We start from the raw sequence: 23422 nt of genomic DNA, 5'->3' as shown, positions 1-23422 counted from the left end.
CGTCCTGGACCGGGTGACCGCGAGACTCCGACTGATCGAGCAGGAGGATCACGTGAACGCCCAGATCACCACCAAGCAGACCGACAGCCTGACCATCGCCGGCCTCACGGCAACCGCCCCCGACGCCAGTCGCCGGAGCACCGGCGCCGTCGTCCAGTCCCTGTTCGGCCAAGTCATCGACCACATGGAAGCCGCCGGCGCCGACCGAACCACCCCGATCGCCCACTACGTCCCCGACCCCGACACCCCAGAAGTCCACATCACCGCCGGCTACGCCGTCCCCAACGGCTCAGTCCCCGGCCTGGAACCGCACACGCTCCCACCCACCCAGGTCGCCTCAACCATCCACCAGGGCGCCATGGCAACCATCTCCACCGCCTACCAAGCCCTAGCCACCTGGGCCACCGCCAACAACCGCCAGCACCCCCTAACCTCCCCCACGTGGCGAGAGCACTACCTAGAAGCCACCGGCCCCGACAACTCCCCCTGGCTAGTTGAACTCCAACTAGAACTCCCCTAAGCCCTCGGCGGGATGGTCTGGGGCTGTAGGCAACCTGCCGGCTGGCAGGTGCCGAGGAGCGTGTAGGCAGCCGGCTCGGCGGATCTCCAGGCGGTGGCCAGGCAGAGCGGGTCTGCAGATGGTGGCCGGGTGCAGCGGGGGCGAGCACCCGTCCACCGCAGGGACCTGCTACAAACCCGCGCACCGGCACGCTCGCCGCACCAGCTTCCGCACCAGCCCGGGACCGCTGGAAATGACGAACTCGTCCGGGCCGGCGGGAGCCGGGCGGACGAGTTCGTGGGGCTGGTGTGCGGGTTACTTGTCGGTGGCGAAGGCGGCGTCGAAGGAGGCTTCTGGTTTGTCGAAGGCTAGTTTGCGGATGACGTCTACTGCTTCGGCGGCGCCGACCTTGCGTTCCATGCCGGCGTCTTCCCACTCGACCGAGATCGGGCCGTCGTAGCCGATCGCGTTCAGGACGCGGAAGCAGTCCTCCCAGTTCACGTCACCGTGTCCGGTCGAGTAGAAGTCCCAGCCGCGGCGCGGGTCGCCCCACGGCAGGTGGGAGCCGAGCCGGCCGTTGCGGCCGCCGCCGACCCGCATCCGGGTGTCCTTGCAGTCGACGTGGTAGATCCGGTCCTTGAAGTCCCACAGGAACGCGACCGGGTCGATGTCCTGCCAGACCATGTGGCTCGGGTCCCAGTTCAGCCCGAACGCCTCGCGGTGACCGATCGCCTCGAGGGTGAGTGTGGTGGTCCAGTAGTCGTACGCGATCTCCGACGGGTGCACCTCGTGCGCGAACCGCACACCGACCTCGTCGAACACGTCGAGGATCGGGTTCCAACGGTCGGCGAAGTCCTGGTATCCCGCCTCGATCCGCTCGGCCGGCACCGGCGGGAACATCGCGACGTACTGCCAGATCGAGGAGCCGGTGAAGCCGATCACCGTGTCGACCCCGAGCTTGGCCGCGGCGCGGGCGGTGTTCTTCAGGTCCTCGGCCGCGCGCTGCCGGACACCCTCGGCGTCGCCGTCGCCCCAGACCCGGGACGGCACGATCGCCTGGTGCCGGAAGTCGATCGGGTTGTCACAGACCGCCTGGCCGACCAGGTGGTTCGAGATCGCGAAGACCTGCAGGCCGTGCCGCTCGAGGATCTCCTTGCGGCCGGCGATGTAGGTGTCGTCGTCGATGGCCTGCTGGACGTCGAAGTGGTCGCCCGAGCAGGCGATCTCGACACCGTCGTAGCCCCAGGAGGACGCCAGGCTGCAGACCTCTTCGAACGGGAGGTCGGCCCACTGGCCGGTGAACAGGGTGATCGGGCGTGGCATGCGCAGACTCCTAGGGGTTTCAGTTCTCGACGGTGGTCCAGGCACCGTCCGCTGCGGCGGACCGCAGGACGGCGTCTACGAGCTGGGCAGAACGGGCACCTGCGGCGAAGTCCGGCAGTCCGTCCGGATGGTCGCCGTCCAGCGCGGCGGCATAGGTATCGGCGACGAACGAGTCGAACGCGTCCTGGTATCCCTGGGCGTGCCCGGCGGGCAGCCGGTTCACCCTTGCGGCAGGAGGACTCAACGTCTCCGGGTCGCGCGTCAGCAGCAGGTTCGCCGCGCGCCGGCCGACCCAGAGGCGGTCCGGGTCCTCCTGGTCGAAGCCGAAGCTCGACTCGGTCCCCGAGACCTCCAGATACAGGCGGTTCTTCCGCCCGGCGGCGACCTGGCTCACGACTACGGTGCCGACGACGCCGGCCGCAGTACGGAACTGCGCGGTGGCGAGATCCTCGGTCCGTACTTCGACGCCGCCGCGGGTCGCGCGCACGGTGCGGGTCTGCGCGCTGACGTCGGCGATCCGGTCACCGGTGACGAACTCGGTCAGGTCGCACCAGTGCGAACCGATGTCCGCGAAGGTCCGGGACGGTCCCCCGGCCACGTCGTCGACGCGCCAGTTCTGGTCGTTCTCACCTGCGAGCCAGTCCTGCAGGTAGCTTCCGTGCAGGCTGGTGATCTGGCCGGCCTCGCCTTCCGCGATCCTGGTCCGCAACTCCCTGACCATCGGGTGGTACCGGTAGACGAAAGGCACCGTCGCCACCCGCCCGGCTTCCTGAGCGGCCGCGTGCAGCCCGATCGCATCCTTGGCGGAGGTCGCCAGCGGCTTCTCGCAGATCACGTGCTTGCCTGCTTCGAGCGCCTGCAAGGTCACCGGCAGATGCGTGTTGTTCGGAGTACAGACGTGGACCAGGTCGATGTCCGCGGCGAGCAGCTCCTCCAGGGTGGCGAAACCGCGCTCGGCGCCGGTCGCCTCCGCGGCGGCTTCCGCGCGGTCCGGACTCGAGCCGACGGCGCCGACGACCTTCGCGCCCGCCACCAGGGCAGACCGGCCGTGGACGCGGCCCATGAAGCCGCCACCGACGATCCCGACTCTGAGCTTGCGCGCTGTGGTCGACATGACCGGGACGCTATGCCACACTTCCGATTCCTGTCAAACAAAAGTCCAGCACCGATCGGCGGAAGTCTCGTGGCAGAAGATCTCAGTACTACGGCCGCGGACGCGGGCCCTGTACTGCGTCTGCTCCTCGACGGCCGACCGCGGACGCGGACCGAGTTGATGGACCTCACCGGGCTGGCCAGATCGACGGTCACCGGGCGGCTGGAAACCCTTGTCGCAATGGAGTTCGTCCAGCCGTACGGCGAGGCGGCGTCGACCGGCGGGCGGCCACCGGCGCGGTTCAGGTTCAACCCGGCGGCGAGGGTGGTGCTCGCCGCCGACGTCGGCGCGACCCATCTGTCGGTCGCGCTCGCCGACCTGACCGGGCACATCCTCGACAGCATCACGGTCCCGCAGAACATCGCCGACGGGCCGGAGATCGTGCTCGGGGCGATCGCCGAGCACGGCCGCTCGCTGCTCGCCGCGAGCGGCAGCACTACGACGAAACTGGCCGGCACGGGCGTCGGGCTCCCGGGCCCGGTCGAGCATTCGACCGGACGCCCCAACCACCCACCGATCATGCCGGGCTGGGACTCGTACGACGTCGTCGGTCATCTGTCGGCGGAGTTCCCCGGGCCGGTGCTGGTCGACAACGACGTGAACATGATGGCGCTCGGCGAGCACGCCACGCAGTACTCCGAGGTCGAGCATCTGCTCTTCGTCAAAGTTGCCACGGGCATCGGTGCCGGGGTGATCAGCGGCGGCCGGCTGCATCGTGGCGCACAAGGCGCGGCGGGCGACATCGGGCATATCCAGGCGCCGGGTCACACCGAACTGTGCCGCTGCGGCAACACGGGCTGCCTCGAGGCGATCGCGTCGGCCGCGGCGATCGCAGGCAACCTACGAGCCGAAGGACTGAAGGCGGAGACCAGCCAGGACGTGGTCGACCTGGTCCGCGCCGGCAACACCACCGCGACCCAGGCGGTCCGCCAAGCCGGCCGCGAGATCGGCTCGGTCCTCGCGGCCTGCGTGAGTCTGCTGAACCCCTCCGTGATCGTCATCGGAGGTTCTCTCTCCCAGGCCGGCGACAGCCTTCTGGCCGGCATCCGCGAAGCGATCTATGCCAGATCCTTGCCCCTGGCCACAACCGAGCTCCAGGTGGTCGCCTCCCGCACTGGCCGGCAGGCCGCGGTCCGGGGCGCCGCCACCATGGTCCTCCACCACACCCTCGGCCTCTGAGTTCACGGGGAGGTCGCGCGTCGGTCAGCCCCAGCGTTCGGATTTGGCGGATCTGGAGATGAGGCTGACGAGCATGTCCTTGGGAGTCATCTCGCCGGCCACGACCTTGGTGACGTGTTCGGCGATGGGCATCTCCACGTCGTGGTGGTGGGCCAGTTCGCTGATGGACGAGCAGGACTTGACGCCTTCGGCGACCTGACGCGTCGCACCGGCGATCTCGGCGACGCTCATGCCCTGGCCGAGCTTCTCGCCGAAGGTGCGGTTCCGGGACAGCGGAGACGAGCACGTCGCGACAAGGTCACCCAGGCCGGCGAGGCCGGAGAAGGTGTGCTCGTCTGCGCCCAGTACTGCGCCGAGCCGCGCCGTCTCCGCAAGACCGCGGGTGATCAACGAGGCCCGGGCGTTGTCGCCGAAGCCCAGGCCGACGGCCATCCCGACGGCAAGTGCGATCACGTTCTTGGTGGCGCCACCGAGCTCGACGCCGATCACGTCGGTGTTCGTGTACGGACGGAAGGTCGGCGAATGGCACAACTTCTGGAGCCGGTGGGCGGTGCCCTCGTCTACGCAGGCGATCACCGCGGCGGCCGGCTGGCCCTCGGCGATCTCGCGGGCCAGGTTGGGGCCGGAGACGGCGGCGATCCGCTCGGGGCCGGCACCGGTGAGCTCGGCGATCACCTCGCTCATGCGCTTCGTCGTACCGAGCTCGACGCCCTTCATCAGGCTCACCAGCGGTGCGGCGGGTGGCATCAGCGCGGCCCAGTCGGAGAGGTTCTCGCGCAACGACTGGCTGGTCACCGCGAGCACGATCGCCTCGGCGCCGTCGGCCGCGGCGGCCGGGTCGTGGGTTGCGGTGATCGCGTCCGGCAGTCGCAGGCCGGGCAGGTAGTCCGGGTTCTCGTGCCGCGAGTTGATCACTTCGCAGAGCGATTCACGGCGGCCCCAGACGGACACCTGGTTACCGGCCTGGGCGAGCACCGTGGCGAAGGCAGTCCCCCAGGACCCCGCGCCGAACACCGCAACTTTTGTCATCGAGTCTCCTCATCCTCACGGTTCCCGGCGCCGTCGGTCCCGGCCGCCCGCTCACGATCGCCGACAGAGTCAGCGCCGGCCGCACGGTCCTTCTCTTCCGCCTCGGCCTTCTCATCCGAATCGGCCTGCTCCACCGCCTGGTGCTTGCGCAGGTCGAACAACTCCTTCGGCGGAGCCTCCGCACGCAGTACGCCGAGCTCGTCGGCGACCCGGTGCATGATCACCTCGGTTGCCTCGTGCAACAGCTGGTTGGTGATCGGCTTGCCCTCGAAGGCACTCAGGTCGACCGGCTCGCCGGCGGTCACCCGCATCGTCTTGCGGGGCAGCAGCCGGATCCTCAGACTGCCGTACGACGCGAAGACCTCCTGCGCACCCCAGTTCGCGATCGGGATCACCGGGCAGCCGGTCATCAGGGCGATCCGGGCGGCACCGGTCTTGCCGGTCATCGGCCAGCCCTCGGGGTCGCGGGTGATGGTGCCCTCGGGGTAGACGCCGACGCACTCGCCCTTCTCCACAGCGGCGACGGCGGCCCGGAAGGCGTCAGCGGCCTCGGCCGAGTCGCGGTACACGGGGATCTGGCCGGCGCTGGTGATGATCCGGCCGGCGATCGGCAGCTTGAACAGCGACGCCTTGCCGAGCAGTCGCGGGATCCGGCGGCACTCCCAGATGTAGAAGCCGAGCACGAACGGGTCGAAGTGCGAGATGTGGTTCGTGACGAACACCATGCCGCCGGTCCGCGGCACGTTCTCACGGCCCCGGAAATCCTGCTTGGTCCAGATCAGCATGAACGGTTTGACGATGGCCACCACCAGGCCGAACCAGAAACCCCGACGCGGCCGGGGCCCCTCGGCTGTGCGCTGGCCGTTCACTGCTGCCTCCTGGTGCTGGTCGTTGCCATCGGTCATGGGAGAATCCTGCCTGATGGCAGACCTACAGGTCGCTCCCTGGACCCTGGTGATCCCGGTGAAGCGTACGGCGATCGCGAAGAGCCGGCTTGCTGCCGCCTACCCGCAGCACCGTCCGGAGCTCGCCCGTGCCTTCGCAGTCGACACTACTGCGGCAGCACTGGAGTCTCCCCTCGTCCGGGCCGTCCTGGTGGTCACCGATGATCCAGTGGTCTCGGCGGACGTCACAGCGGTCGGCGCACGCGTCGTACCGGACCTCCCGGCCACAGGGCTCAACGAGGCACTGGAGCACGGCGCTGCCGTCGCCGCAGCCGAGTTCCCCGGCTCCGGCGTTGTCGCGCTGTCGGCTGACCTGCCCGCGCTCCGGCCTGCCGAACTGACCCTCGCTCTGGCCGCCTGTACTGCGGACCGAAGCTTCGTGATCGACCTGCCAGGCACCGGTACCACGATGCTCGCCGCGGCGCCGGGGATCGCGTTGGACCCGCGCTTCGGGGTGGGTTCCGCCTTGGCCCACCAGGCGTCGGGCGCAGTACCGGTTGAGCTTGCGGGGATCGAGACAGTACGCCGGGACGTCGACACGGCGGCGGATCTCGCCCACGCAGTACAGCTGGGAGTCGGTCCGAGCACGGCCGACGTGATGTCGCTTGTCCTGGGGGCCGCGACCGGCTCCGAGGGACTCGCCTGCTGATCATCGGTTAACGTGACGTCATGCAAGCGACAGTGAGCCGGTACGACACCGAGACAGCCTCCGGCGTCGTGCTGACCGACCGCGGCGTCGAGCTTCCTTTCACAGCGGAGGCCGTCGCCCACACCCCGGTCCGGCTGCTCCGGCTCGGCCAGCGGGTCCGCATCACCACCACCGGATCCGGCGCCTCGCTCGCGATCACCGAGATCCACTTCATCACCCTGCCCTGATACGGACTTGCGGCATAGACCTGATGTTGCCGCAGACACCTACTTCCGGATGTGACTTCCTGACACGGCGAAGGCCGGTCGCCCCTGGTGTGGGGTGACCGGCCTTCGCTGGTGTTGCTGGTGCTGCAGTGCTTCAGGTCAGCGAGCTGCTGCGCGCTTCGCCGGAGCCTTCTTGGCGGGGGCCTTCTTGGCCGGCGCCTTCTTGGCGACGGTCTTGGCCGGAGCCTTCTTGGCCACGGTCTTCTTGGCGACCGCCTTGGCCGGAGCCTTCTTGGCGGGGGCCTTCTTCGCGACCGTCTTGGTGGCAGCGGCCTTGGCCGGCGCCTTCTTGGCGGCGGTCTTGGTCGCGGCGGCCTTGACCGGCGCGGCCTTCTTGGCCGGAGCGGCTGCCTTGGTGGCGGTGGCCGCCTTCGGCACCACCAGCTTCGGCAGCTTCTTGGCCCCGGAGACAACGGCCTTCAGCTCCGCACCCGCGCGGAACTTCGGAACCACGGTCTTCTTGGCACGCTTGGTCTCGCCGGTCCGCGGGTTGCGGACCATGCGGGCACCGCGCTCGATGGCCTCGAAGGCACCGAACCCGGTGATGGCGACCTTGCCGCCCTTCTTGGTCAGCTCGCGCTCGACGGTGTCGATCACCGCCTCCAAGGCGTGCTGGGCCGAACGGCGATTTCCGTCGAAGTGCACTGCGAGCGCTTCGACCAACTGGCTCTTGTTCACTGCTTCCCTCCGTGAACGTAGGCGTCGAGCACAGCGCTCGATCTTCCGTGAACGTTATGGACTCATCGGGGAGTTCACAAACACCAACGCGGCAATTCGGCCTTGTTTTAGGCGATTTGGGCCATAAAACACCTCGATTCGGCCCCGAACGGGTTCCCGATTCCCTGCTGAGCAACGAACCGGCGACCAACGGTGACCCCGTTCACACCCCGCTCGGGGGTCACCGAACCACCATCATGACCCCGTTGCGGCCATCGATGAAGCCCCCGAAGCCTTGATGTTCGGGGCGATCGATGGACCGACCAGCGCCGTTGCCGTGTCAGTCGGCGAACCGGTCAGCGGCGGTTGCCACCGCGCAGCGTGCGAATTCCCGACTGGGCGGTGTCGAGACTCCGGGTCAGAGTGCTCTCGCCCTTCTTCGCTCGGATCGCCTCACTCACCTTGCCGAGCAGCCACTCCACCAGCGGCACGGCGATCGCCAGCACCGCCCACATGATCAGCTTTCGCCGCAGGAACAACCACATCGTGTCCGCCTCCTAGGGTCCCGTAAGCGATGTAGCTTGAACGATAGCGGTGTCCAGGTGCGTGCATCGCGGTGCTTGAGCAGTGGCCTCGATGCGGAGCATCGTGGGCGCTGGGCAAGTGCCGCGAGGTGCGTGTCTGTGCGCCGATAGCGTCAAGTTACATCGCTTACGGGACCCTAGGTCCGTATCTCTCGAAGACTAGTGCCCTCGGGGCAAACGGGATCAGAGCCAGCCGCGGCGTTTGAAGATCAGGTGTAGACCACCACACACCATCGCCATCAGGCCGATCGCGAAGGGATAGCCGAACTGCCAGTGCAGTTCGGGCATCGAGTCGAAGTTCATCCCGTAGACGGTGCCGATCAACGTCGGCGCGAACAGAATGGCGGCCCAGGCGGAGATCCGCTTCACCTCTTCGTTCTGGTCGTTGCTGGCGACCGTGAGGCTCTTCATCTCCTCGTTCTGCTGCTGGGCGACCAGCGTCGCGTTCACCGTCAGAATGTCGCGCAGCAGTTCGCGGAACGCGTCCACCCGCTCGACCACCTGGGTGACGTGGTCGGCAACGTCGCGCAGGGAGCGCTGCAGTTCCTCGTCCACGCCGTACTTGTCGAAGCCGGCCCGCAGCGAGTCGAGCATGCCGATCAACGGCCGGGTCGCGCGCTGGAACTCGATCACCTCGCGGGACAGTTCGTAGATGCGCCGCGACACCTTCGGGTCGCCGCGGAACACCTCGGTCTCGATCTCGTCGATGTCGTTCTCGAGCCCGGCGACCACCGGCGCGTACCCGTCGACGACCTTGTCCATGATCGCGTAGAGGACCGCCTCGGTACCCCGGCGGAGCAGCTCGGGATCGCGTTCCACCCGGCGTCGTACGGCGGCCAGGTTCGGCGCCTCGGCATGCCGGACCGTCACCACGAAGTCCGGGCCGACGAACAGGTGCACCTCGCCGAACTCGACCTCCTCGGTCGCGTCCCGGTACCGCGCGGCCTTCAGGACCACGAACAGGGTGTCGCCGTACCGCTCGAGCTTCGGCCGCTGGTGGGCCTGGATCGCGTCCTCGATGGCCAGCTCGTGCAGGTCGAACTCCTGCGCCAGCGAGTTGAGCTCACGCCGGTCCGGCCGGTACAGGCCGATCCAGGCAAGGCTTTGCGGTGACTCGTGCAGCACCTGGTAGGTGTCGGCCAGCGACTCCGGCGACGCGACCCGGCTGCCGTCGCAGTAGATCGCGCTGTCCACCACGCTGTGGCCCTTGGGTTTCGGACCCGCGGGCAGCGACGGCAGCTGCTCGGCGGAGACGGGAACGGCCGGCCCACCGGCGTACCGGCGCGCGGCGGCGCGAAGCGAAGGGGTGCGGCTGAACGCACGAAGAGTGCGCAGGCGAAGGTCGGACATGACGAGTCCTCCAAGTGCGAGGTGCGGAAGAAGTGGGCGTCAGCTGCCCGACCTCCGCGACTCGTACGTCGCGCACCGCGCTGCAGGTCGTCCGACGCGATCCGCGCGGGAAGACCTGACCTGACAGAGGATTCAGCGCCTCAAGGTCGAGCGAGATCGGTATGTCTGGAGGGTTCGCCGGTCATCGCGCGCCTCACCTCCCAGATCTCGCAAGCCTTGTTCTGACAACTTCAGAAGGATAACACTGGAGTTATCGCCGATGATGTGCGATTCGTTACGCCGAGGTTTCTCCCACCCGTCCACCGGGTACTGCGCCACCCCCGGTCGCTGCCGCGATCAAGCGCCACAACAGAACGTCCGAAGAACCGAGGGCTATGACCCTCGGTTCTTCGGACGCAAGCCAAGGTGTGGGGTCAGGCTTTCGCGGGCAGAGTGGCCGGCTTGAAGGACGGACGGGTGGCCTCGTAGGCGGTGATGTCGTCGGCGTGCGACAAGGTGATGCCGACGTCGTCGAGGCCGTTCAGCAGCCGGTAGCGGGTGTAGTCGTCGATCTCGAAGGGCGCCGAGACGTCACCGGCCGAGATCGTCTTGTGCTCCAGGTCCACCGTGACCTTGGTGCCCGGGTCGTTCTCGACCTCGGTCCACAACTGCTCGACCACGTCCTGCTCCACTAGCGCCGCCAGCAGTCCGGCCTTGCCGGAGTTGCCCCGGAAGATGTCGCCGAACCGCGACGACACGACCACCCGGAACCCGTAGTCCAGCAGGGCCCAGACCGCGTGCTCACGCGAGGACCCGGTGCCGAAGTCCGGCCCGGCCACGAGCACCGAGACGCCCTCGTACTGCGGCTGGTTCAGGACGAAGGCGGGATCGTTGCGCCAGGCGGCGAACAGGCCGTCCTCGAAGCCGGTGCGGGTGACCCGCTTCAGGTAGACCGCCGGGATGATCTGGTCGGTGTCGACGTTGCTGCGCCGCAGCGGGGCCGCGGTGCCGATGTGCTGGGTGAAGGCTTCCATGATTCCTTTGTCCTCAGACGTTCTCGGGTACGGCGACCGTGCTGGTGTCACGGACCGGCGGCAGATCGGCCGGCGCAGCGAGGGTTCCGGTGACGGCAGTGGCGGCGGCGACCAGAGGCGACACCAGGTGGGTGCGGCCACCCTTGCCCTGGCGGCCTTCGAAGTTCCGGTTGGAGGTCGAGGCACTGCGCTCCCCCGGGGCCAGCTGGTCCGGGTTCATCCCCAGGCACATCGAGCACCCGGCGCCACGCCACTCGGCGCCCGCGTCCTTGAAGATCACGTCCAGGCCCTCGGCCTCGGCCTGCAGCAGGACCCGGCCCGAGCCCGGCACCACGAGCATCCTGGTGCCGTCGGCAACCTTCCGGCCGGCCAGCACTCCGGCGGCCGCGCGCAGGTCCTCGATCCGGCCGTTGGTGCAGGAGCCGAGGAACACCGTGTCGACGCGCACCTCGCGCAGCGGCGTACCGGCGGTGAGGCCCATGTACTCCAGTGCGCGCGCCGCGGCGATCTTGTCGTTCTCGTTGTCGAAGTCGTCTGGCGAGGGGACGTTCGCGGACAGCGGCACACCCTGGCCCGGGTTGGTTCCCCAGGTGACGAACGGCGCGACGTCCTCGGCCCGCAGTACGACCTCACGGTCGAAGGTGGCGTCCTCGTCGGTCGCCAGGCTCTTCCAGTACTCGACCGCGGCCTCCCAGTCGACGCCCTGCGGCGCGTGCGGCTTGTCCTTCAGGTACGTGAAGGTCGTCTCGTCCGGCGCGATCATGCCGGCCTTCGCGCCCCACTCGATCGACATGTTGCAGATCGTCATCCGGGCTTCCATCGACAGCGCGCGGATCGCCTCACCGCGGTACTCCACGATGTAGCCCTGGCCGCCACCGGTGCCGACCTGTGCGATCAGCGAGAGCACCAGGTCCTTGGCCGAGACACCATCGGGCAGTACTCCGTCGACGGTGACGGCCATCGTCTTCGGCCGGGCCTGCATCAGCGTCTGGGTGGCGAGCACGTGCTCGACCTCGCTGGTGCCGATGCCGAAGGCGATCGCGCCGAACGCGCCGTGGGTGGAGGTGTGGCTGTCACCGCAGACCACGGTCATCCCGGGCTGGGTCAGGCCGAGCTGCGGGCCGATCACGTGCACGACGCCCTGGTCCGGGTCGCCGAGGGTGTGGATCCGGATGCCGAACTCCTCGGCGTTCTTGCGCAGCGTGTCCACCTGGGTCCGTGACACCAGGTCGGCGATCGGCTTGTCGACGTCAAGGGTCGGGACGTTGTGGTCCTCGGTGGCGATCGTCAGGTCCGGGCGGCGCACCTGCCGTCCGGCCAGCCGGAGGCCGTCGAACGCTTGCGGGCTGGTCACCTCGTGCACCAGGTGAAGATCGATGTAGAGGAGGTCGGGCTCTCCGTCGGCATGGCGCACGACGTGCGCATCCCAGACCTTTTCCGACAACGTCCTACCCATCAGACTTCTCCTCCTTGAGACTTGTCCTCGCCCCACCGGCCCCGGTCAGGGGTTTGTGGTGTGCTTCACTCTCGCCAACATTGCGCCGGAACCTGCCCGATCAGCGACTTGCGTTCCACGATTCGAGACGGCAATATCGTCTCATGGACAACTCTAGCGGAGTCGGCGTTCTCGACAAAGCAGCTCTCGTTCTGTCCGCACTCGAGTCCGGGCCGGCGACCCTGGCCGGACTCGTGGCGGCGACGGGACTGGCCCGGCCGACGGCTCACCGGCTCGCCGTCGCGCTCGAGCACCACCGGCTGGTGGGACGCGACATGCAGGGCCGGTTCGTGCTCGGCCCCCGCCTGAGCGAGTTGGCCTCCGCGGCCGGTGAGGACCGGCTGCTGGCAACCGCCGGTCCGGTGCTGGCCCGGCTGCGCGACATCACAGGCGAATCGGCCCAGTTGTTCCGGCGCCAGGGCGAGTACCGCGTCTGCGTGGCTGCCGCCGAGCGTCCGTCCGGTCTGCGCGACACCGTGCCCGTCGGCAGCCAGCTCACCATGGCCGCCGGGTCGGCAGCGCAGATACTGCTGGCCTGGGAGGACCCGGAGCGGATGCACCGCGGCCTCCACAACGCGACCTTCAACGCGGCAGCCCTGGCCGGCGTACGGCGCCGCGGCTGGGCGCACTCGGTCGGCGAACGGGAGCAGGGCGTCGCCTCGGTCTCCGCGCCGGTCCGCTCCCCCTCCGGCAAGGTGATTGCCGCCGTCTCCGTCTCCGGCCCGATCGAGCGCCTCTCCCGCCAGCCCGGCCGGATGCACGCCCCGGCCGTGATGGCCGCCGCCGAGCGCCTCTCCGAAGCCCTCCGCCGCGCTTCCGAGTAGTCAGGGCAAATGGGTCAGCGGCCACAGCCGACCCGTACTGCTGTCGATCAGGGCCGCATGGTCGGCGGTCGTCTCCAGCGGCAGTACGTCGTACACGGCGGCCGCGAGGATCGGCAGGACTACCAGCGGGACACGTGGAGCGATGGTGCAATGCGGGACCCAGAGGCCGGGTCGGTAGTGCCGGTGCAGGTCCGCTCCGGTCTCGTTGAGCGCGGAGACTGCTCGCTCCTGACGCTGTAATACGTCTGCGCTGACAGCGGGGACCAGCCAGGCGCGGCCGCGTCGGAAGCTTCCGAGCCCGTCGAAGTGGAGATTGACGGGTCCGTCGTCGGGCAGGGATTCGACGGCTTTCCGAACCTCGTCGTGCTGCCATTCCCGCAGCACGGCCAGCGACAGGTGCGGCACGTGCCGGCCGTGGGTGTGGGACTTCAGCGTCGGTACGCCGAGGTCCTCCAGCCGGTCCCACAGACCCCGCAGGATCCGGTCGGATCGCCGGTCGAAGAGCAGACACACGGCGAGTGCCATACGACCACGGTAGGCCGGGCTGTTGTGCACCGGCCGCGCCGGGATGACCATGACGGTATGGAACGGGACTGGTTTGCGGTCGGCTGGAAGATGCTGGTCGTCCGCGGGGTGATCGGCATGGTGTTCGGCATCCTGGCGATCGTCTGGCCGCTCGAGACGGCCACCGCGCTGGCACTGCTGTGGGGCTTCTGGGCGCTGTTCGACGGCATCGGGCTGCTGGCGGCGGCGTTCCGGCCGGAGGCGCGCGGGAGCCGGATCTGGCTGGTGCTGATGGGGGTGATCGCCCTCGTCGCCGCGTTCTTCGCGATCTTCAGCCCGGGGGTCGCCGCGAAAGCGCTGACCTGGATCCTCGGCATCTGGCTGATCGTGCGCGGCGTGTTCGAGGTGGTCGGCGCCTTCACCCGGAAGCTGACCACAACACCCCGCTGGCTGATTCTGCTCAGCGCGGCCTTCTCTGTCCTGCTGGGCATCCTGTTCGTCGCCAACCCCGGCGCGGCCGTCGTCGGCATCGCGGTGTTCCTCGGTGTCGTCGCCCTGATGTGGGGTGCGGTCTTCGTCCTCGGCGGCTTGGCCGCGCGGCGTGAACTCAACCGCTCGGAGACCAGCAGCGCCTCGCTCGGCCCGCAGTGAATGCTGTGGTGTTGCGGGTTGTCTTCGCGGATGACAACTTCCTGGTGCGTGAAGGCATCTCCGCGCTGCTCACCGAGGCCGAGGAGGTCGAACTCGTCGACGTGGTCACCGATCCGGTGGCTCTGCTGGAGTCCGTGGCCCGGCACCGGCCGGATGCCGTCCTGACCGACATCAGGATGCCCCCGACCTTCACGACCGAGGGCATCGACGCCGCCAAGCGGATCCGGGCCGACCACCCGTCGATCGGGGTCGTCGTGCTGTCGCAGTACGTCGAGGAGGACTACGCGTTCGACCTGCTGTCCGAGGGCGCCGCCGGCCTGGGGTACCTGCTGAAGGAACGGGTGTCGCAGCGCGACGAGCTGCTGCGAGCCCTGTACGACGTTGCGCGCGGCGGCTCCGTCCTCGATTCCAGGGTCGTCGAGGGCCTGCTGGCGCGAAAGGCGCAGGAATCACGGTCCCCCTTGCCCGGCCTGACCGAACGGGAGCGCGAGGTGCTCCAGGAACTCGCCGCCGGCCGGAGCAACGAGGCGACGGCCAAAGCCCTGTTCATGAGCACCCGGGCGGTCGAGAAGCACATCAGCTCGCTGTTCCAGAAACTCGGCCTCGCCGACGAGTCCGACGTGAACCGTCGCGTCATGGCCGTCCTCGCCTTCCTCGAGGCGACCGGCGGGCCGGCCGGCCGCTGACGTCGGCGGGGGTCAGCCGCACCAGGCCGGGCGGACAGCACCATGTCGCGGCGATGCCTTGTCCCCCACGATGGCTGTCAGGAGGTGAGCACGTGGGCGAGATACGCGTTCTGATCGTCGATGACCAGGAGCCGTTCCGCCGGGCGATCGCTGCCGTCGTGTCGGAGACCGACGGTTTCGTCGTCGTCGCGTCCACCTCGTCCGGCGAGGAGGCGCTGCTCGCGGTCACGCGGCTGCGCCCGAGCCTTGTGCTCATGGACGTCAACCTGCCCGGCATCGACGGCATCGAGGCCACCCGGCGGATCACCCGGGACGCCGATCCGCCGGTCGTAGTACTGCTCTCGACCTATGACCAGGACGAGTTCGACCTCTCCGGCTGTGGAGCTGCGTCGTACCTGGCCAAGGCCTCGTTCGGTCCGGACCTGCTCAGTGCCGCGTGGGCTCGCCGGCATCGTCCGGAATGCTGACCGACAGCAGGCCCGCCTCATCGAGCGACAGCCGTCCGCCCGCAGCCTCGACCCGGTCGACGATCGCCTGTACGTCGATCTGGTCGCGGGCGTGGCCGCGGATCTGCACGACCAGCTCGGCTGCCACGACCCGGAGGTCGATCCGGGCCGCCATGGAGCCGGCGCGCACCGCCTCGACACAGGCGAAGTACGCCGCCGCCTCGACTCTGGCCGGGAACCGCCGGTCAGCCGACGGCTCGAAGTGCACAGTGACGGCCTGACCGTTCCGCGCCAGATGGGAGCTGAGCGCGCGGGCCAGCCCGGCCCGGGCCAGCTGAGTCGGGAACAGCCCTTGCGTCAGTACGCGCAACGACTCGAGTGCCGCGTTCGTCTCGTCAACGAGCTGCTCGAGCTCGTCCGTCGCCGCGCTCCCCGACCTCGCCACGCTGAGGTGGCTCAACCGCTCGGGCATCGGCTGGAGATGGGACAGCACGTCCCGGGAGATCGCGGACTCCAGTCGGCGGCGAGCGGCGTCGTCGGCCGCGATGATCCTTCGCCGGGACTCGGCCAGCGCCTCGGTGGTCTGATCGAGGGCAGCCACGTGCCCCGCCAGTTCGGTCTCCATCGCAGCGTTGCGGAACGCCAGCGCGGTCTGGTCGGCCAGATCGTGCAGCAGGCGCTCGTCCGCGGGCCGGAGCCCGTGCCCCTTCGGCATCGTCACGCCGATGCTGCCGAGGGTGTCGCCACCCTGCCGGACCGGCACCTGGTAGTCCGGTGCTCCGTCGTCCGGGCCGGGCCAGACGTCGGAGATTCCGGCCAGGCCGGGAACCTGCAGAACCGCGGTGGAGGACCGCGCCGACACCGCGCGCCCGGCCGCTTCCGCGACAGCAGGAAGTAGCGCGTTCGGTGACGGCGGCTCCGTGAGGCGACGGCTGAACTCGGAGAGTGCCTCGTAGGGCAACGCCCTGGCTCCGTAGGCCAGCCGGTTGGCCAACCGGACGACCCGTTGGCGGAGCGGCTGGAACGCGAGCGCGACCAGCGCGGTGGCGAGCAGCGACAACCAGAATCCACTCGTCCGGGTGTGCAGCAGGGCTGCGACCGCGAGGACGAGACCGGTGTAGCCGATCCCGGCAAAGATGGTGCCCAGGGCAAGGACAACGGCCCGGTTGATGATCAGGTCGAGGTCGAACAGCCGGTAGCGCAGTACCGCGACGGCGAACAGCAACGGTAGGCAGAGGTAGGAGACGAACAACGGAAGGCTCGAGATCCAGGTCTGCCGTCCGCCGTTGAACAGCTGGGCGACGATCAGGAAGACGAAGCTCAGGGCAACGAATACCGCCGACAGCGCGATCAGCCGCAACTGCTGCCGCTGCACTCCCCGGCTACGACGCAGCCGGAGGACCATGGACACCATCGCGGCGACCAGACCAGCGGCGATGAAGGGCAGACCCAGCACGGACAACAGACTGCCGAGCGGCCCGACCTCCTGCCGGTCGATGTCGAACTCGGTCGGCGACAGGGTGAGCAGGCTTCCGGCGTAACCGACGTACCCCACCAAGGCCACGACGGCCGCGGCGCGCCAACGGCGGGACAGGAGCCGGCCGTCCGGCGCAACCAGGAAGAGGATCGCCAGCGCAGCCAGTGAAAGCTGTCCACCCAACAGGGCGGCGATCCAGCCTGAGATTCCGCCGAGGCTCCGCGACCCCGGCCCGTCGGCCGTGACCACCCACACGCCGTAAGCCTCGGTCAGCAACGAGATCGACGAGAGGAAGCCGATCAGGCAGAGCAGCCAGCCGATCGGGTGCCACGCCCACCGTGCCACGATCAGCGCGCCCATCGCCGAGCATCCCACGACCGCGGCGGTGACGAACGGGAAACCGTGCACGGCAACGGCTTCCTCGGACAGCAGCGGCCGGTAGGCGGAGGTGACCCAGACATCGGCGCCGGCGATCAGCACGGTGAGTGCCGTCAGCACCCAGGCCACTCGCGCGTACATGTCAGTCCCCCGGCCGGGGCGCGCCCGGCAGTCGCGCTGCGACCAGGGTGCCGCGCAAGGGTGTCGTCTCGATGGTCAGCGTTCCGCCTGCCGACTCGACCCGGTCCCGCATGTTGGCCAGACCTGCGCCGGCATGCGCTGCCCCGAGATCGAACCCGGCACCGTCGTCCTGGACAGTCACCTCGAGGATTGTGGGGCCGCCCCGCAGGTCCAGGCGGATCGCCGTCGCCGAGGAGTGCTTGGCCGAGTTCTGCAGCGCCTCCAGCGCACAGAAGTACGCCGCGGCCTCGACGCCCGCCGGGTACCGGCCGATGTCGGCCGCGACCAGTTCGGCCGGCAGCGGGCTCCAGGCGACCGCCGTCCGAAGCGCGACCGCAAGCCCTTCGTCGACGAGCAGGCTCGGGTAGATGCCCCGCGACAGGCTGGTGATCGCCTCGATGGCCGCGGTGGCCGCCTGGCATTGCTCCGCGAGCAGCCGATCGGCCCGCTCGGGCGACCGGCCGGCCAAGGTGTGGGCAAGCCTCAGGTTCACCGCGAGCGCGACCAGATGCTGCTGAGCGCCGTCATGGATGTCGCGCTCGAGCCGTTTCCGCTCGGCGTCCTGCGCGTCGACGAGTCGTTGCCTCGACCTTCGCAGTTCCGCTGCGAGCCTGGACAGCTCCGCGAGCCGATGAACCAGCTCGGCCCGCAACCGCGCGCCACGCAGTACCAGCCCGGCCTGGTTGGCCAACCCTGCGAAGAGTCGTTCCTCGACCGGCGTCAGCGGTACGTTCTCGTGTTCCTGTACGACCAGCACACCCAGCAACTCTCCGGCCTGGCGCACCGACAACTGCCGCCGACCGGGCAACTCGCGGGCCGTCGCTCCGTCAGCGGGCCAGGTTGCGGCGAGCCTCAACCGGCCGTCGACCATCAGCCACACCTGCGCTGCCCTGGCACCCGTCCCGGCGGCCAGTACTTCGGCCATCCGGGCCGGCAGGTCATCCGTCGCCGGGCCACCGGTCACCGCCGGCGAGAACCGGCTGAGGACCTCATACGGCGACTGCGAGCCACCGTGCACCAATCGCGACATGACGACCTCGAGGCGTGACTGCACCCGCCCGAGGGACAGGGCGACCACCGCAGTCGCCAGCACCGAGAGTCCCGCGTGCGGCGACGACGTGTGGCCGATGAGGGCGCCACCGCCGAGAACGATGACGACGTAGACCAGCACCACGAACACCACGAGCCCGCCCAACACCAGCAGAGCAGCGAGTTGTTCACGGCGGGTCCGCCGTCGCCCCCACAACTTCACCTCTGCAGTCTGCGCCCACCGGCGTCGGGATGGGAGTGCCCGAACCCCCGGGGTGGGGTCAGCCGCACGATCGTCCGCTGATTGCCCACGGGCAGCGCCCCGACGGCGTGCGCCCAGCCCGATGGGATCAGGCCGCCGGAACGCCTTTGCTGGGATCACGCCACTCGACCGGGGGGCGAACCAGGCACAGGGAGAATCACATGTCTGCCACCACCACCATTGCGCCGGCGACGGCCGCGGCCCGGGCCGAGGGCATCAGCAAGTTCTACGGCACGGGCGACGCGACCATCGCCGCACTCAAGGACGTCAGTGTCAGCCTCGACGCCGGCATGTTCACCGCGATCATGGGGCCGTCCGGCTCGGGCAAGTCGACCTTGCTGCACATGCTCGCCGGCCTCGACCGGCCGACGTCCGGCGAGGTGTTCCTCGGGGACACCCAGATCACCTCGCTGAACGACAAAGCGCTCACGCTGTTGCGCCGGGACCAGATCGGCTTCATCTTCCAGTCGTTCAACCTGCTGCCCACGATGAGCGCCGCGGAGAACATCGTCCTGCCGATCCGCATCGCCGGCCGCAAGCCGGACGACATCTGGGTCAAGTCGATCGTCGACAAGCTGGGGCTCGCCGACCGGCTGAGCCATCGCCCGACCGAATTGTCCGGCGGGCAGCAGCAACGGGTCGCCGCGGCCCGTGCGCTCGCCTCGCGTCCGCAGATCGTCTTCGCGGACGAGCCCACCGGTGCGCTCGACTCCGCCTCGGGAACCGAACTACTCGGCTTCCTGCGCAAGGCCGTCAAGGAGCTCGGCCAGACGGTCGTCATGGTCACCCACGACCCGACCGCCGCCAGCTACGCCGACCGGGTCCTGTTCCTGGCCGACGGGCACGTCGTCGACGAGATGTTCGAGCCGACGGCCGACGCCGTTCTCGACTTCATGAAGCATCTAGGAGCCTGAACCATGTTCACCGCAACGCTGCGCGGCATGCTCGCGCACAAGGTGCGACTCGCCTTGACCGTGGCCTCGATCGCACTCGGGGTCGCGTTCCTGGCCGGCACCCTCGTCCTGACCGACACCATGCGTCTGGCCTTCGACCAGCTGTTCGGCAAGGTCTCCGCCGGCACCGACGCGGTCGTCCGCGCCGAGGCCGCCTACAGCCAGTCCGAAGGCATCAGCACCAGCCGGGCCCCGATCCCCGCCTCTGTCCTCACCCAGGTACGCCAGGCCGACGGGGTCCGCACCGCCGAGGGCTCCGTGAGCGGCTACGCGCTGCTGACCGACAACAGCGGCCGGGCCGTGCTGACCAGCGGCGGAGCGCCCACCATGGGCTACAGCCTGCCGGCCGATCCCGCGCTGCGAGGTGACGTCAAGCTCCTCACCGGCGCCGCGCCCTCGGGCGCGCACCAGGTGGCGATCGACGCCACCAGCGCCGAGGAACACCACATCGCGCTCGGCTCCACGATCAAGGTGCTGTTCCGCGGTCCGACCCAGGAGTTCACCGTCGTCGGCACCGTCGGTTTCGGCGGCGAGAAGAACCTCGGTGGTACCACTGGGGCGTACTTCGACTCCGCCACCGCGCAGCAGGTGCTGGGAGCGCCCGGCCTGTTCGACTCGATCAGCGTCAGCGCCGACCCCGGAGTGGCACCAGCCGACCTGGCGCAGAAGATCAACACGGTGCTGCCCGACGGCGCCGAGGCAGTCACCGGTGCGACCGTGGTGAAGGAGTCCGCGGACGCGGTGAACAAGGACCTGAAGGTCGTCACCGTGATGTTCATGATCTTCGCCGGCATCGCCTTGTTCGTCGGCTCGTTCATCATCTGGAACACCTTCACCATGACGATCACCCAGCGGTCCCGGGAGATCGCCCTGCTGCGGGCCATCGGCGCCACCCGGCGCCAGGTGAACCGGAGCCTGGTGCTCGAGGCGCTGCTGCTCGGCCTCGTCGCGTCGGCCGTCGGTATCGGTCTCGGCCTCCTCGTCGCCAAGGGCCTCAACCTGCTGATGGGCGCGGTCGGCTTCAGCCTGCCCAGTACGTCGATGCAGGTGGAGCCCCGCACCATCGTGGTATCTCTGCTGGTCGGCACCGTGGTCACCGTCTTGGCGGCACTCGTCCCGGCCCACCGGGCGACGAAGGTGCTGCCGGTAGAGGCTCTGCGTGAGGCAGTGCCAGGCGCCGGCAACCCGACGAAGAAGCGGGTGATCAGCGGGGCCGTCGTCACCGTCATCGGTCTGACCGGACTGTTCATGACCTTGTACGCCGACCTGAGCATGAAGCTGTTCGGCCCCAGCCTGCTGGCCATCATCGTCGGTGTCCTCATGCTGCTGCCGGCTGCCGCCCGTCCACTGGCGTCACTGATCGGCGTACCGCTGCGGATGCGTGGCCTGCCAGGCGAGCTGGCCCGGCAGAACGCGATGCGCAATCCCCGCCGTACGTCGTCCACGGCCGCCGCGCTGATGGTCGGCCTGACCCTGGTCGTCAGCATGGGCGTGTTCGCCTCGTCGCTGAAGGCCTCGTTCGGGGACATCATCGGGGATTCGACCAACGCCGCCCTGTTCGTCACCCCTTCGAGTTCCCAGGGCCCGGGCTTCAGCCCGGAGGCGATCAAGGCAGTCCAGGGCGTGTCCGGGGTCGACAAGGTCTCCGCCAGCGGCTGGGGTCAAGCCCGGTTCAACGGCGCGGACTCGAGCTACTCCGCCGTCGACCCGGCCACCGCGACGGCAGGGCTGAACCTGCGGTTGTCGGCCGGCTCCGTGTCCGACCTCGGCACCACCGGGATCGTGGTGGCACAGTCCGCCGCGACGACGCACGGGTGGAAGGTCGGCGACAGCATCGGGACCGAGTTCGCCGAGACCGGCAAGCACACCATGAAGATCGTCGGCATCTACGACAGCAAGGGCTGGATCAGCGACGACTTCGTCATCAGCATCGCCGCTCAGACCGCCGCGGCCGGCCCGCAACTGATCAACTCCGGCCTGGTCACGCTCCTGCCCGGCGCCGACCGGTCGACCGTTCAGAAGGCCATCACCGCGGCCCTGGCCGACCACCCCGACGCAAAGGTGCTCGATCGCAAGGGGTTCGAGAAGGAGGCCGGCGGCTTCATCGACAAGCTGCTCACCTTCGTCACGGTGATGTTGCTGCTGGCGGTCATCATCGCTCTGCTGGGCATCGTCAACACCCTGGTGCTGTCGGTCTTCGAGCGGACCCGTGAGCTGGGCCTGCTCCGGGCGGTCGGCATGACGCGGGCCCAGGTCCGGGCGATGGTGCGCTGGGAGTCCGTGGTCATCTCCCTGATCGGTGCGCTGTCCGGCGCCGCCCTCGGCATCGGCTTGGGGCTCGCGCTGTCGCAGGCACTCGCGGACGAGGGCATCAAGGCCATCTCGATCCCCGGCCTGCAGGTAGCGCTCTACGTGGTGCTGGCCGCGGTCGCAGGGGTTCTGGCCGCCGTCGGACCGGCCAGGTCCGCCGCCAAGGTCGATGTCCTGAAGGCGGTGGTGGCGGACTGAGATCCGGTTGAGCGGAAACAGACGAAGGCCCGGACCGTGAGGTCCGGGCCTTCGTATTCTCTGGTAGCCCCGACGGGATTCGAACCCGCGCTACCGCCTTGAGAGGGCGGCGTGCTAGGCCGCTACACAACGGGGCCAGAGGTTGTTGCTCGGTCCTTGCGGGCCGGGCAACGAGGATGAACTGTACCGACTTTCATCGGTGCGGTCCAATCGCTCGCTGGGGTACTAGGACTCGAACCTAGACTAACTGAACCAGAATCAGACGGGCTGCCAATTACCCCATACCCCAAGGCATTTCTCTGCGATTGTGCTTGCGTTTCCGCCCTCACAACCTGGCCCGCTGAGCCTACCCGAGCATCCCGTCAGATTCCAAAACGGGGTCCCGCCCGGGCGTTGTCACTCCCGTCACACCAGCCTCTTCCCTGGCCCGCTGCCCGGTCCGGTGCCGGGCACCGGCGACGCCACCAGCGGCAGGTCGCAGGTCGTCGCCAGACGCATCTTGCGGGCCATCAGCAACGCGATCACACCGAAGGCCGCGAACTTCACCACGTCGACCGCCACGAGCGACCAGGGCGCGTCCGTGGCACCCAGGCTGTCGCCCACGCTGTTGGTCAGAGCCGCGAAGATGAAGGTGACCACGTTGTTGGCCGCGTGCGCCGCGATCGACGCCTCCAGACCGCCCGTCCGGATCACCAGCAGGCCCGCCACCAGACCGAAGGCGAAGCGGTCGAGGAACAACGCCGGGCTCTCCCACGGCCAGATCCCGTGCGCCATCGTGAAGAGCACAGTGGTGACGAGCACCGCCACCAGCGAGTTCCGCACCAGCGCGCCGACGGCCTGCAGCAGATAGCCGCGGAAGAAGTACTCCTCCCCCGCGGCCTGGAAGGTGGACGTCAGCAGGGTCACGGCGATCACGGCCGCCGCGTCCTTCGCGACACCGCTGCCGCCGTCGTCCAGCAGGTCGACGCCGCCGACCTGGATGACGCCCAGCATCACCAGCTCGAGCGCCACCGCGGCGACGCCGAACCAGGCGAGCGCACGCCAGCGCAGCCGGCCGACCACCGACGAGAGCAGCCCGGGCGACTGGCGGTTCAGCTTCTGGGCGACCAGCATGCTCAGCGGGATCAGCACGATCAGCGACAGGTTGGTCGCGAGCAGGCCGAACCAGGAGACCGTGCCCTCCGGATCGTCCCGGATCCCCATCTGGATCGAGAGGATCACAACGCTCGCGAACATCCAGCCGGCCAGGATGGTGAACGCGCCGAGGATGACGGTCCACCAGGGCGTCACCTGGTTCCGCAGCAACCGGTGGTACGGCTGCGGCCCCAGGTCCCCGAGGTCGACGGTGGACCCGGGCCGCGGCGTCGCGTCGTACGACATCGG

23 protein-coding genes and 2 tRNA genes are annotated in these 23422 nt (G+C 68.9%); 10 read left to right on the top strand and 15 right to left on the bottom strand.

Going from position 1 to position 23422, the window contains the following annotated elements; translation table 11 throughout:
• Positions 1 to 13 precede the first annotated feature (13 nt).
• On the top strand, positions 14 to 520 hold the full coding sequence (locus EV648_RS31175) for a GyrI-like domain-containing protein (RefSeq protein WP_132298709.1): 507 nt from the start codon (positions 14 to 16) through the stop codon (positions 518 to 520).
• A 294-nt stretch (positions 521 to 814) separates the two neighbouring features.
• On the opposite strand, the gene EV648_RS31170 is transcribed toward EV648_RS31175, so the two are convergent.
• Together EV648_RS31170 and EV648_RS31165 are read right to left on the bottom strand one after the other, a co-directional pair.
• Positions 815 to 1822, bottom strand: a complete 1008-nt coding sequence (locus tag EV648_RS31170; protein WP_132298708.1) for a sugar phosphate isomerase/epimerase — start codon at positions 1820 to 1822, stop codon at positions 815 to 817.
• Positions 1823 to 1841: 19 nt separating this feature from the next.
• Positions 1842 to 2936, bottom strand: coding sequence for a Gfo/Idh/MocA family protein (locus tag EV648_RS31165; RefSeq protein ID WP_132298707.1), 1095 nt, complete (start codon positions 2934 to 2936; stop codon positions 1842 to 1844).
• A gap of 69 nt (positions 2937 to 3005) precedes the next feature.
• Between EV648_RS31165 and EV648_RS31160 the strand changes: the two genes are divergently transcribed.
• Complete coding sequence (locus EV648_RS31160) at positions 3006 to 4154, top strand: ROK family transcriptional regulator (protein WP_241995763.1); 1149 nt, start codon at positions 3006 to 3008, stop codon at positions 4152 to 4154.
• A gap of 24 nt (positions 4155 to 4178) precedes the next feature.
• On the opposite strand, the gene EV648_RS31155 is transcribed toward EV648_RS31160, so the two are convergent.
• Together EV648_RS31155 and EV648_RS31150 are read right to left on the bottom strand one after the other, a co-directional pair.
• Positions 4179 to 5183, bottom strand: a complete 1005-nt coding sequence (locus EV648_RS31155; protein WP_132298705.1) for an NAD(P)H-dependent glycerol-3-phosphate dehydrogenase — start codon at positions 5181 to 5183, stop codon at positions 4179 to 4181.
• Complete coding sequence (locus EV648_RS31150) at positions 5180 to 6088, bottom strand: 1-acyl-sn-glycerol-3-phosphate acyltransferase (RefSeq protein WP_241995761.1); 909 nt, start codon at positions 6086 to 6088, stop codon at positions 5180 to 5182. Before EV648_RS31150 ends, EV648_RS31155 begins: the two co-directional genes overlap by 4 nt.
• Before the next feature lie 16 nt (positions 6089 to 6104).
• Between EV648_RS31150 and cofC the strand changes: the two genes are divergently transcribed.
• Both cofC and EV648_RS31140 read left to right on the top strand, forming a co-directional pair.
• Positions 6105 to 6776 carry a 2-phospho-L-lactate guanylyltransferase gene (cofC, locus tag EV648_RS31145; RefSeq protein ID WP_132298704.1) on the top strand — a complete coding sequence of 224 codons (672 nt, stop codon included), beginning with the start codon at positions 6105 to 6107 and terminating at the stop codon, positions 6774 to 6776.
• A 20-nt stretch (positions 6777 to 6796) separates the two neighbouring features.
• On the top strand, positions 6797 to 7003 hold the full coding sequence (locus tag EV648_RS31140; protein ID WP_132298703.1) for a hypothetical protein: 207 nt from the start codon (positions 6797 to 6799) through the stop codon (positions 7001 to 7003).
• A gap of 138 nt (positions 7004 to 7141) precedes the next feature.
• Here the strand turns inward: EV648_RS31140 and EV648_RS31135 are convergent, their stop codons facing one another.
• The 5 genes from EV648_RS31135 to leuC all read right to left on the bottom strand — a co-directional run bounded on the left by EV648_RS31135 (position 7142) and on the right by leuC (position 12102).
• Positions 7142 to 7720 (bottom strand): HU family DNA-binding protein, encoded by a 579-nt coding sequence (locus tag EV648_RS31135; RefSeq protein WP_132298702.1) that lies wholly within the window; start codon positions 7718 to 7720, stop codon positions 7142 to 7144.
• Between the two features lie 335 nt (positions 7721 to 8055).
• A complete protein-coding gene (locus EV648_RS31130; RefSeq protein ID WP_132298701.1) occupies positions 8056 to 8244 on the bottom strand; it encodes a hypothetical protein in 189 nt (62 codons plus the stop codon).
• 222 nt (positions 8245 to 8466) lie between these two features.
• Complete coding sequence (gene corA, locus EV648_RS31125) at positions 8467 to 9633, bottom strand: magnesium/cobalt transporter CorA (protein WP_132298700.1); 1167 nt, start codon at positions 9631 to 9633, stop codon at positions 8467 to 8469.
• Positions 9634 to 10046: 413 nt separating this feature from the next.
• On the bottom strand, positions 10047 to 10646 hold the full coding sequence (gene leuD, locus EV648_RS31120) for a 3-isopropylmalate dehydratase small subunit (protein WP_132298699.1): 600 nt from the start codon (positions 10644 to 10646) through the stop codon (positions 10047 to 10049).
• Positions 10647 to 10659: 13 nt separating this feature from the next.
• Positions 10660 to 12102, bottom strand: coding sequence for a 3-isopropylmalate dehydratase large subunit (leuC, locus tag EV648_RS31115; RefSeq protein ID WP_132298698.1), 1443 nt, complete (start codon positions 12100 to 12102; stop codon positions 10660 to 10662).
• Between the two features lie 143 nt (positions 12103 to 12245).
• Between leuC and EV648_RS31110 the strand changes: the two genes are divergently transcribed.
• Positions 12246 to 12965 (top strand): IclR family transcriptional regulator, encoded by a 720-nt coding sequence (locus EV648_RS31110; RefSeq protein WP_012922430.1) that lies wholly within the window; start codon positions 12246 to 12248, stop codon positions 12963 to 12965.
• On the opposite strand, the gene EV648_RS31105 is transcribed toward EV648_RS31110, so the two are convergent.
• Positions 12966 to 13490, bottom strand: a complete 525-nt coding sequence (locus tag EV648_RS31105) for a 2'-5' RNA ligase family protein (RefSeq protein ID WP_132298697.1) — start codon at positions 13488 to 13490, stop codon at positions 12966 to 12968.
• Between the two features lie 57 nt (positions 13491 to 13547).
• On the opposite strand from EV648_RS31105, the gene EV648_RS31100 reads away from it, so the two are divergent.
• The 3 genes from EV648_RS31100 to EV648_RS31090 all read left to right on the top strand — a co-directional run bounded on the left by EV648_RS31100 (position 13548) and on the right by EV648_RS31090 (position 15273).
• Positions 13548 to 14120: an HdeD family acid-resistance protein gene (locus tag EV648_RS31100; RefSeq protein WP_132298696.1), complete on the top strand. Its 573-nt coding sequence runs from the start codon at positions 13548 to 13550 to the stop codon at positions 14118 to 14120.
• 8 nt (positions 14121 to 14128) lie between these two features.
• On the top strand, positions 14129 to 14806 hold the full coding sequence (locus tag EV648_RS31095) for a response regulator transcription factor (protein WP_241995760.1): 678 nt from the start codon (positions 14129 to 14131) through the stop codon (positions 14804 to 14806).
• Positions 14807 to 14898: 92 nt separating this feature from the next.
• On the top strand, positions 14899 to 15273 hold the full coding sequence (locus EV648_RS31090) for a response regulator transcription factor (protein ID WP_199234915.1): 375 nt from the start codon (positions 14899 to 14901) through the stop codon (positions 15271 to 15273).
• Here EV648_RS31090 and EV648_RS31085 read toward each other — a convergent pair.
• Both EV648_RS31085 and EV648_RS31080 read right to left on the bottom strand, forming a co-directional pair.
• On the bottom strand, positions 15233 to 17248 hold the full coding sequence (locus EV648_RS31085; RefSeq protein WP_132298693.1) for a hypothetical protein: 2016 nt from the start codon (positions 17246 to 17248) through the stop codon (positions 15233 to 15235). The two genes, EV648_RS31090 and EV648_RS31085, sit on opposite strands and share 41 nt — an antisense overlap.
• Before the next feature lies 1 nt (position 17249).
• A complete protein-coding gene (locus tag EV648_RS31080) occupies positions 17250 to 18539 on the bottom strand; it encodes a histidine kinase (protein WP_132298692.1) in 1290 nt (429 codons plus the stop codon).
• Positions 18540 to 18739: 200 nt separating this feature from the next.
• Here EV648_RS31080 and EV648_RS31075 point away from each other — a divergent pair, with 200 nt between their 5' ends.
• Positions 18740 to 19492 (top strand): ABC transporter ATP-binding protein, encoded by a 753-nt coding sequence (locus tag EV648_RS31075; RefSeq protein ID WP_132298691.1) that lies wholly within the window; start codon positions 18740 to 18742, stop codon positions 19490 to 19492.
• A gap of 3 nt (positions 19493 to 19495) precedes the next feature.
• Positions 19496 to 22039: an ABC transporter permease gene (locus EV648_RS31070; RefSeq protein ID WP_132298690.1), complete on the top strand. Its 2544-nt coding sequence runs from the start codon at positions 19496 to 19498 to the stop codon at positions 22037 to 22039.
• A 61-nt stretch (positions 22040 to 22100) separates the two neighbouring features.
• Here EV648_RS31070 and EV648_RS31065 read toward each other — a convergent pair.
• From EV648_RS31065 to EV648_RS31055, 3 genes are all read right to left on the bottom strand, one after another.
• Positions 22101 to 22176 (bottom strand) — tRNA-Glu (locus EV648_RS31065).
• Between the two features lie 80 nt (positions 22177 to 22256).
• A tRNA-Gln gene (locus tag EV648_RS31060) sits at positions 22257 to 22328 on the bottom strand.
• 116 nt (positions 22329 to 22444) lie between these two features.
• On the bottom strand, positions 22445 to 23419 hold the full coding sequence (locus EV648_RS31055; RefSeq protein ID WP_132298689.1) for a CPBP family intramembrane glutamic endopeptidase: 975 nt from the start codon (positions 23417 to 23419) through the stop codon (positions 22445 to 22447).
• Positions 23420 to 23422 lie beyond the last annotated feature (3 nt).

This window comes from Kribbella sp. VKM Ac-2568, from assembly GCF_004345365.1.
Taxonomy (GTDB): Bacteria; Actinomycetota; Actinomycetes; order Propionibacteriales; family Kribbellaceae; genus Kribbella; species Kribbella orskensis.
The sequence above is the reverse complement of the archived record's forward strand: the minus strand, read 5'-3'. Positions and strand labels throughout refer to the sequence as shown.

Excerpts from the sequence above, each read along its gene's own strand:
- EV648_RS31170 (WP_132298708.1), bottom strand. The coding sequence starts at position 1,822 with ATGCCACGCCCGATCACCCTGTTCACCGGCCAGTGGGCCGACCTCCCG.
- EV648_RS31165 (WP_132298707.1), bottom strand. The coding sequence starts at position 2,936 with ATGTCGACCACAGCGCGCAAGCTCAGAGTCGGGATCGTCGGTGGCGGC.
- EV648_RS31155 (WP_132298705.1), bottom strand. The coding sequence starts at position 5,183 with ATGACAAAAGTTGCGGTGTTCGGCGCGGGGTCCTGGGGGACTGCCTTC.
- EV648_RS31150 (WP_241995761.1), bottom strand. The coding sequence starts at position 6,088 with ATGACCGATGGCAACGACCAGCACCAGGAGGCAGCAGTGAACGGCCAG.
- cofC (WP_132298704.1), top strand. The coding sequence starts at position 6,105 with ATGGCAGACCTACAGGTCGCTCCCTGGACCCTGGTGATCCCGGTGAAG.
- EV648_RS31140 (WP_132298703.1), top strand. The coding sequence starts at position 6,797 with ATGCAAGCGACAGTGAGCCGGTACGACACCGAGACAGCCTCCGGCGTC.
- EV648_RS31130 (WP_132298701.1), bottom strand. The coding sequence starts at position 8,244 with ATGTGGTTGTTCCTGCGGCGAAAGCTGATCATGTGGGCGGTGCTGGCG.
- corA (WP_132298700.1), bottom strand. The coding sequence starts at position 9,633 with ATGTCCGACCTTCGCCTGCGCACTCTTCGTGCGTTCAGCCGCACCCCT.
- leuD (WP_132298699.1), bottom strand. The coding sequence starts at position 10,646 with ATGGAAGCCTTCACCCAGCACATCGGCACCGCGGCCCCGCTGCGGCGC.
- leuC (WP_132298698.1), bottom strand. The coding sequence starts at position 12,102 with ATGGGTAGGACGTTGTCGGAAAAGGTCTGGGATGCGCACGTCGTGCGC.
- EV648_RS31110 (WP_012922430.1), top strand. The coding sequence starts at position 12,246 with ATGGACAACTCTAGCGGAGTCGGCGTTCTCGACAAAGCAGCTCTCGTT.
- EV648_RS31105 (WP_132298697.1), bottom strand. The coding sequence starts at position 13,490 with ATGGCACTCGCCGTGTGTCTGCTCTTCGACCGGCGATCCGACCGGATC.
- EV648_RS31100 (WP_132298696.1), top strand. The coding sequence starts at position 13,548 with ATGGAACGGGACTGGTTTGCGGTCGGCTGGAAGATGCTGGTCGTCCGC.
- EV648_RS31085 (WP_132298693.1), bottom strand. The coding sequence starts at position 17,248 with ATGTACGCGCGAGTGGCCTGGGTGCTGACGGCACTCACCGTGCTGATC.
- EV648_RS31075 (WP_132298691.1), top strand. The coding sequence starts at position 18,740 with ATGTCTGCCACCACCACCATTGCGCCGGCGACGGCCGCGGCCCGGGCC.
- EV648_RS31070 (WP_132298690.1), top strand. The coding sequence starts at position 19,496 with ATGTTCACCGCAACGCTGCGCGGCATGCTCGCGCACAAGGTGCGACTC.
- EV648_RS31055 (WP_132298689.1), bottom strand. The coding sequence starts at position 23,419 with ATGTCGTACGACGCGACGCCGCGGCCCGGGTCCACCGTCGACCTCGGG.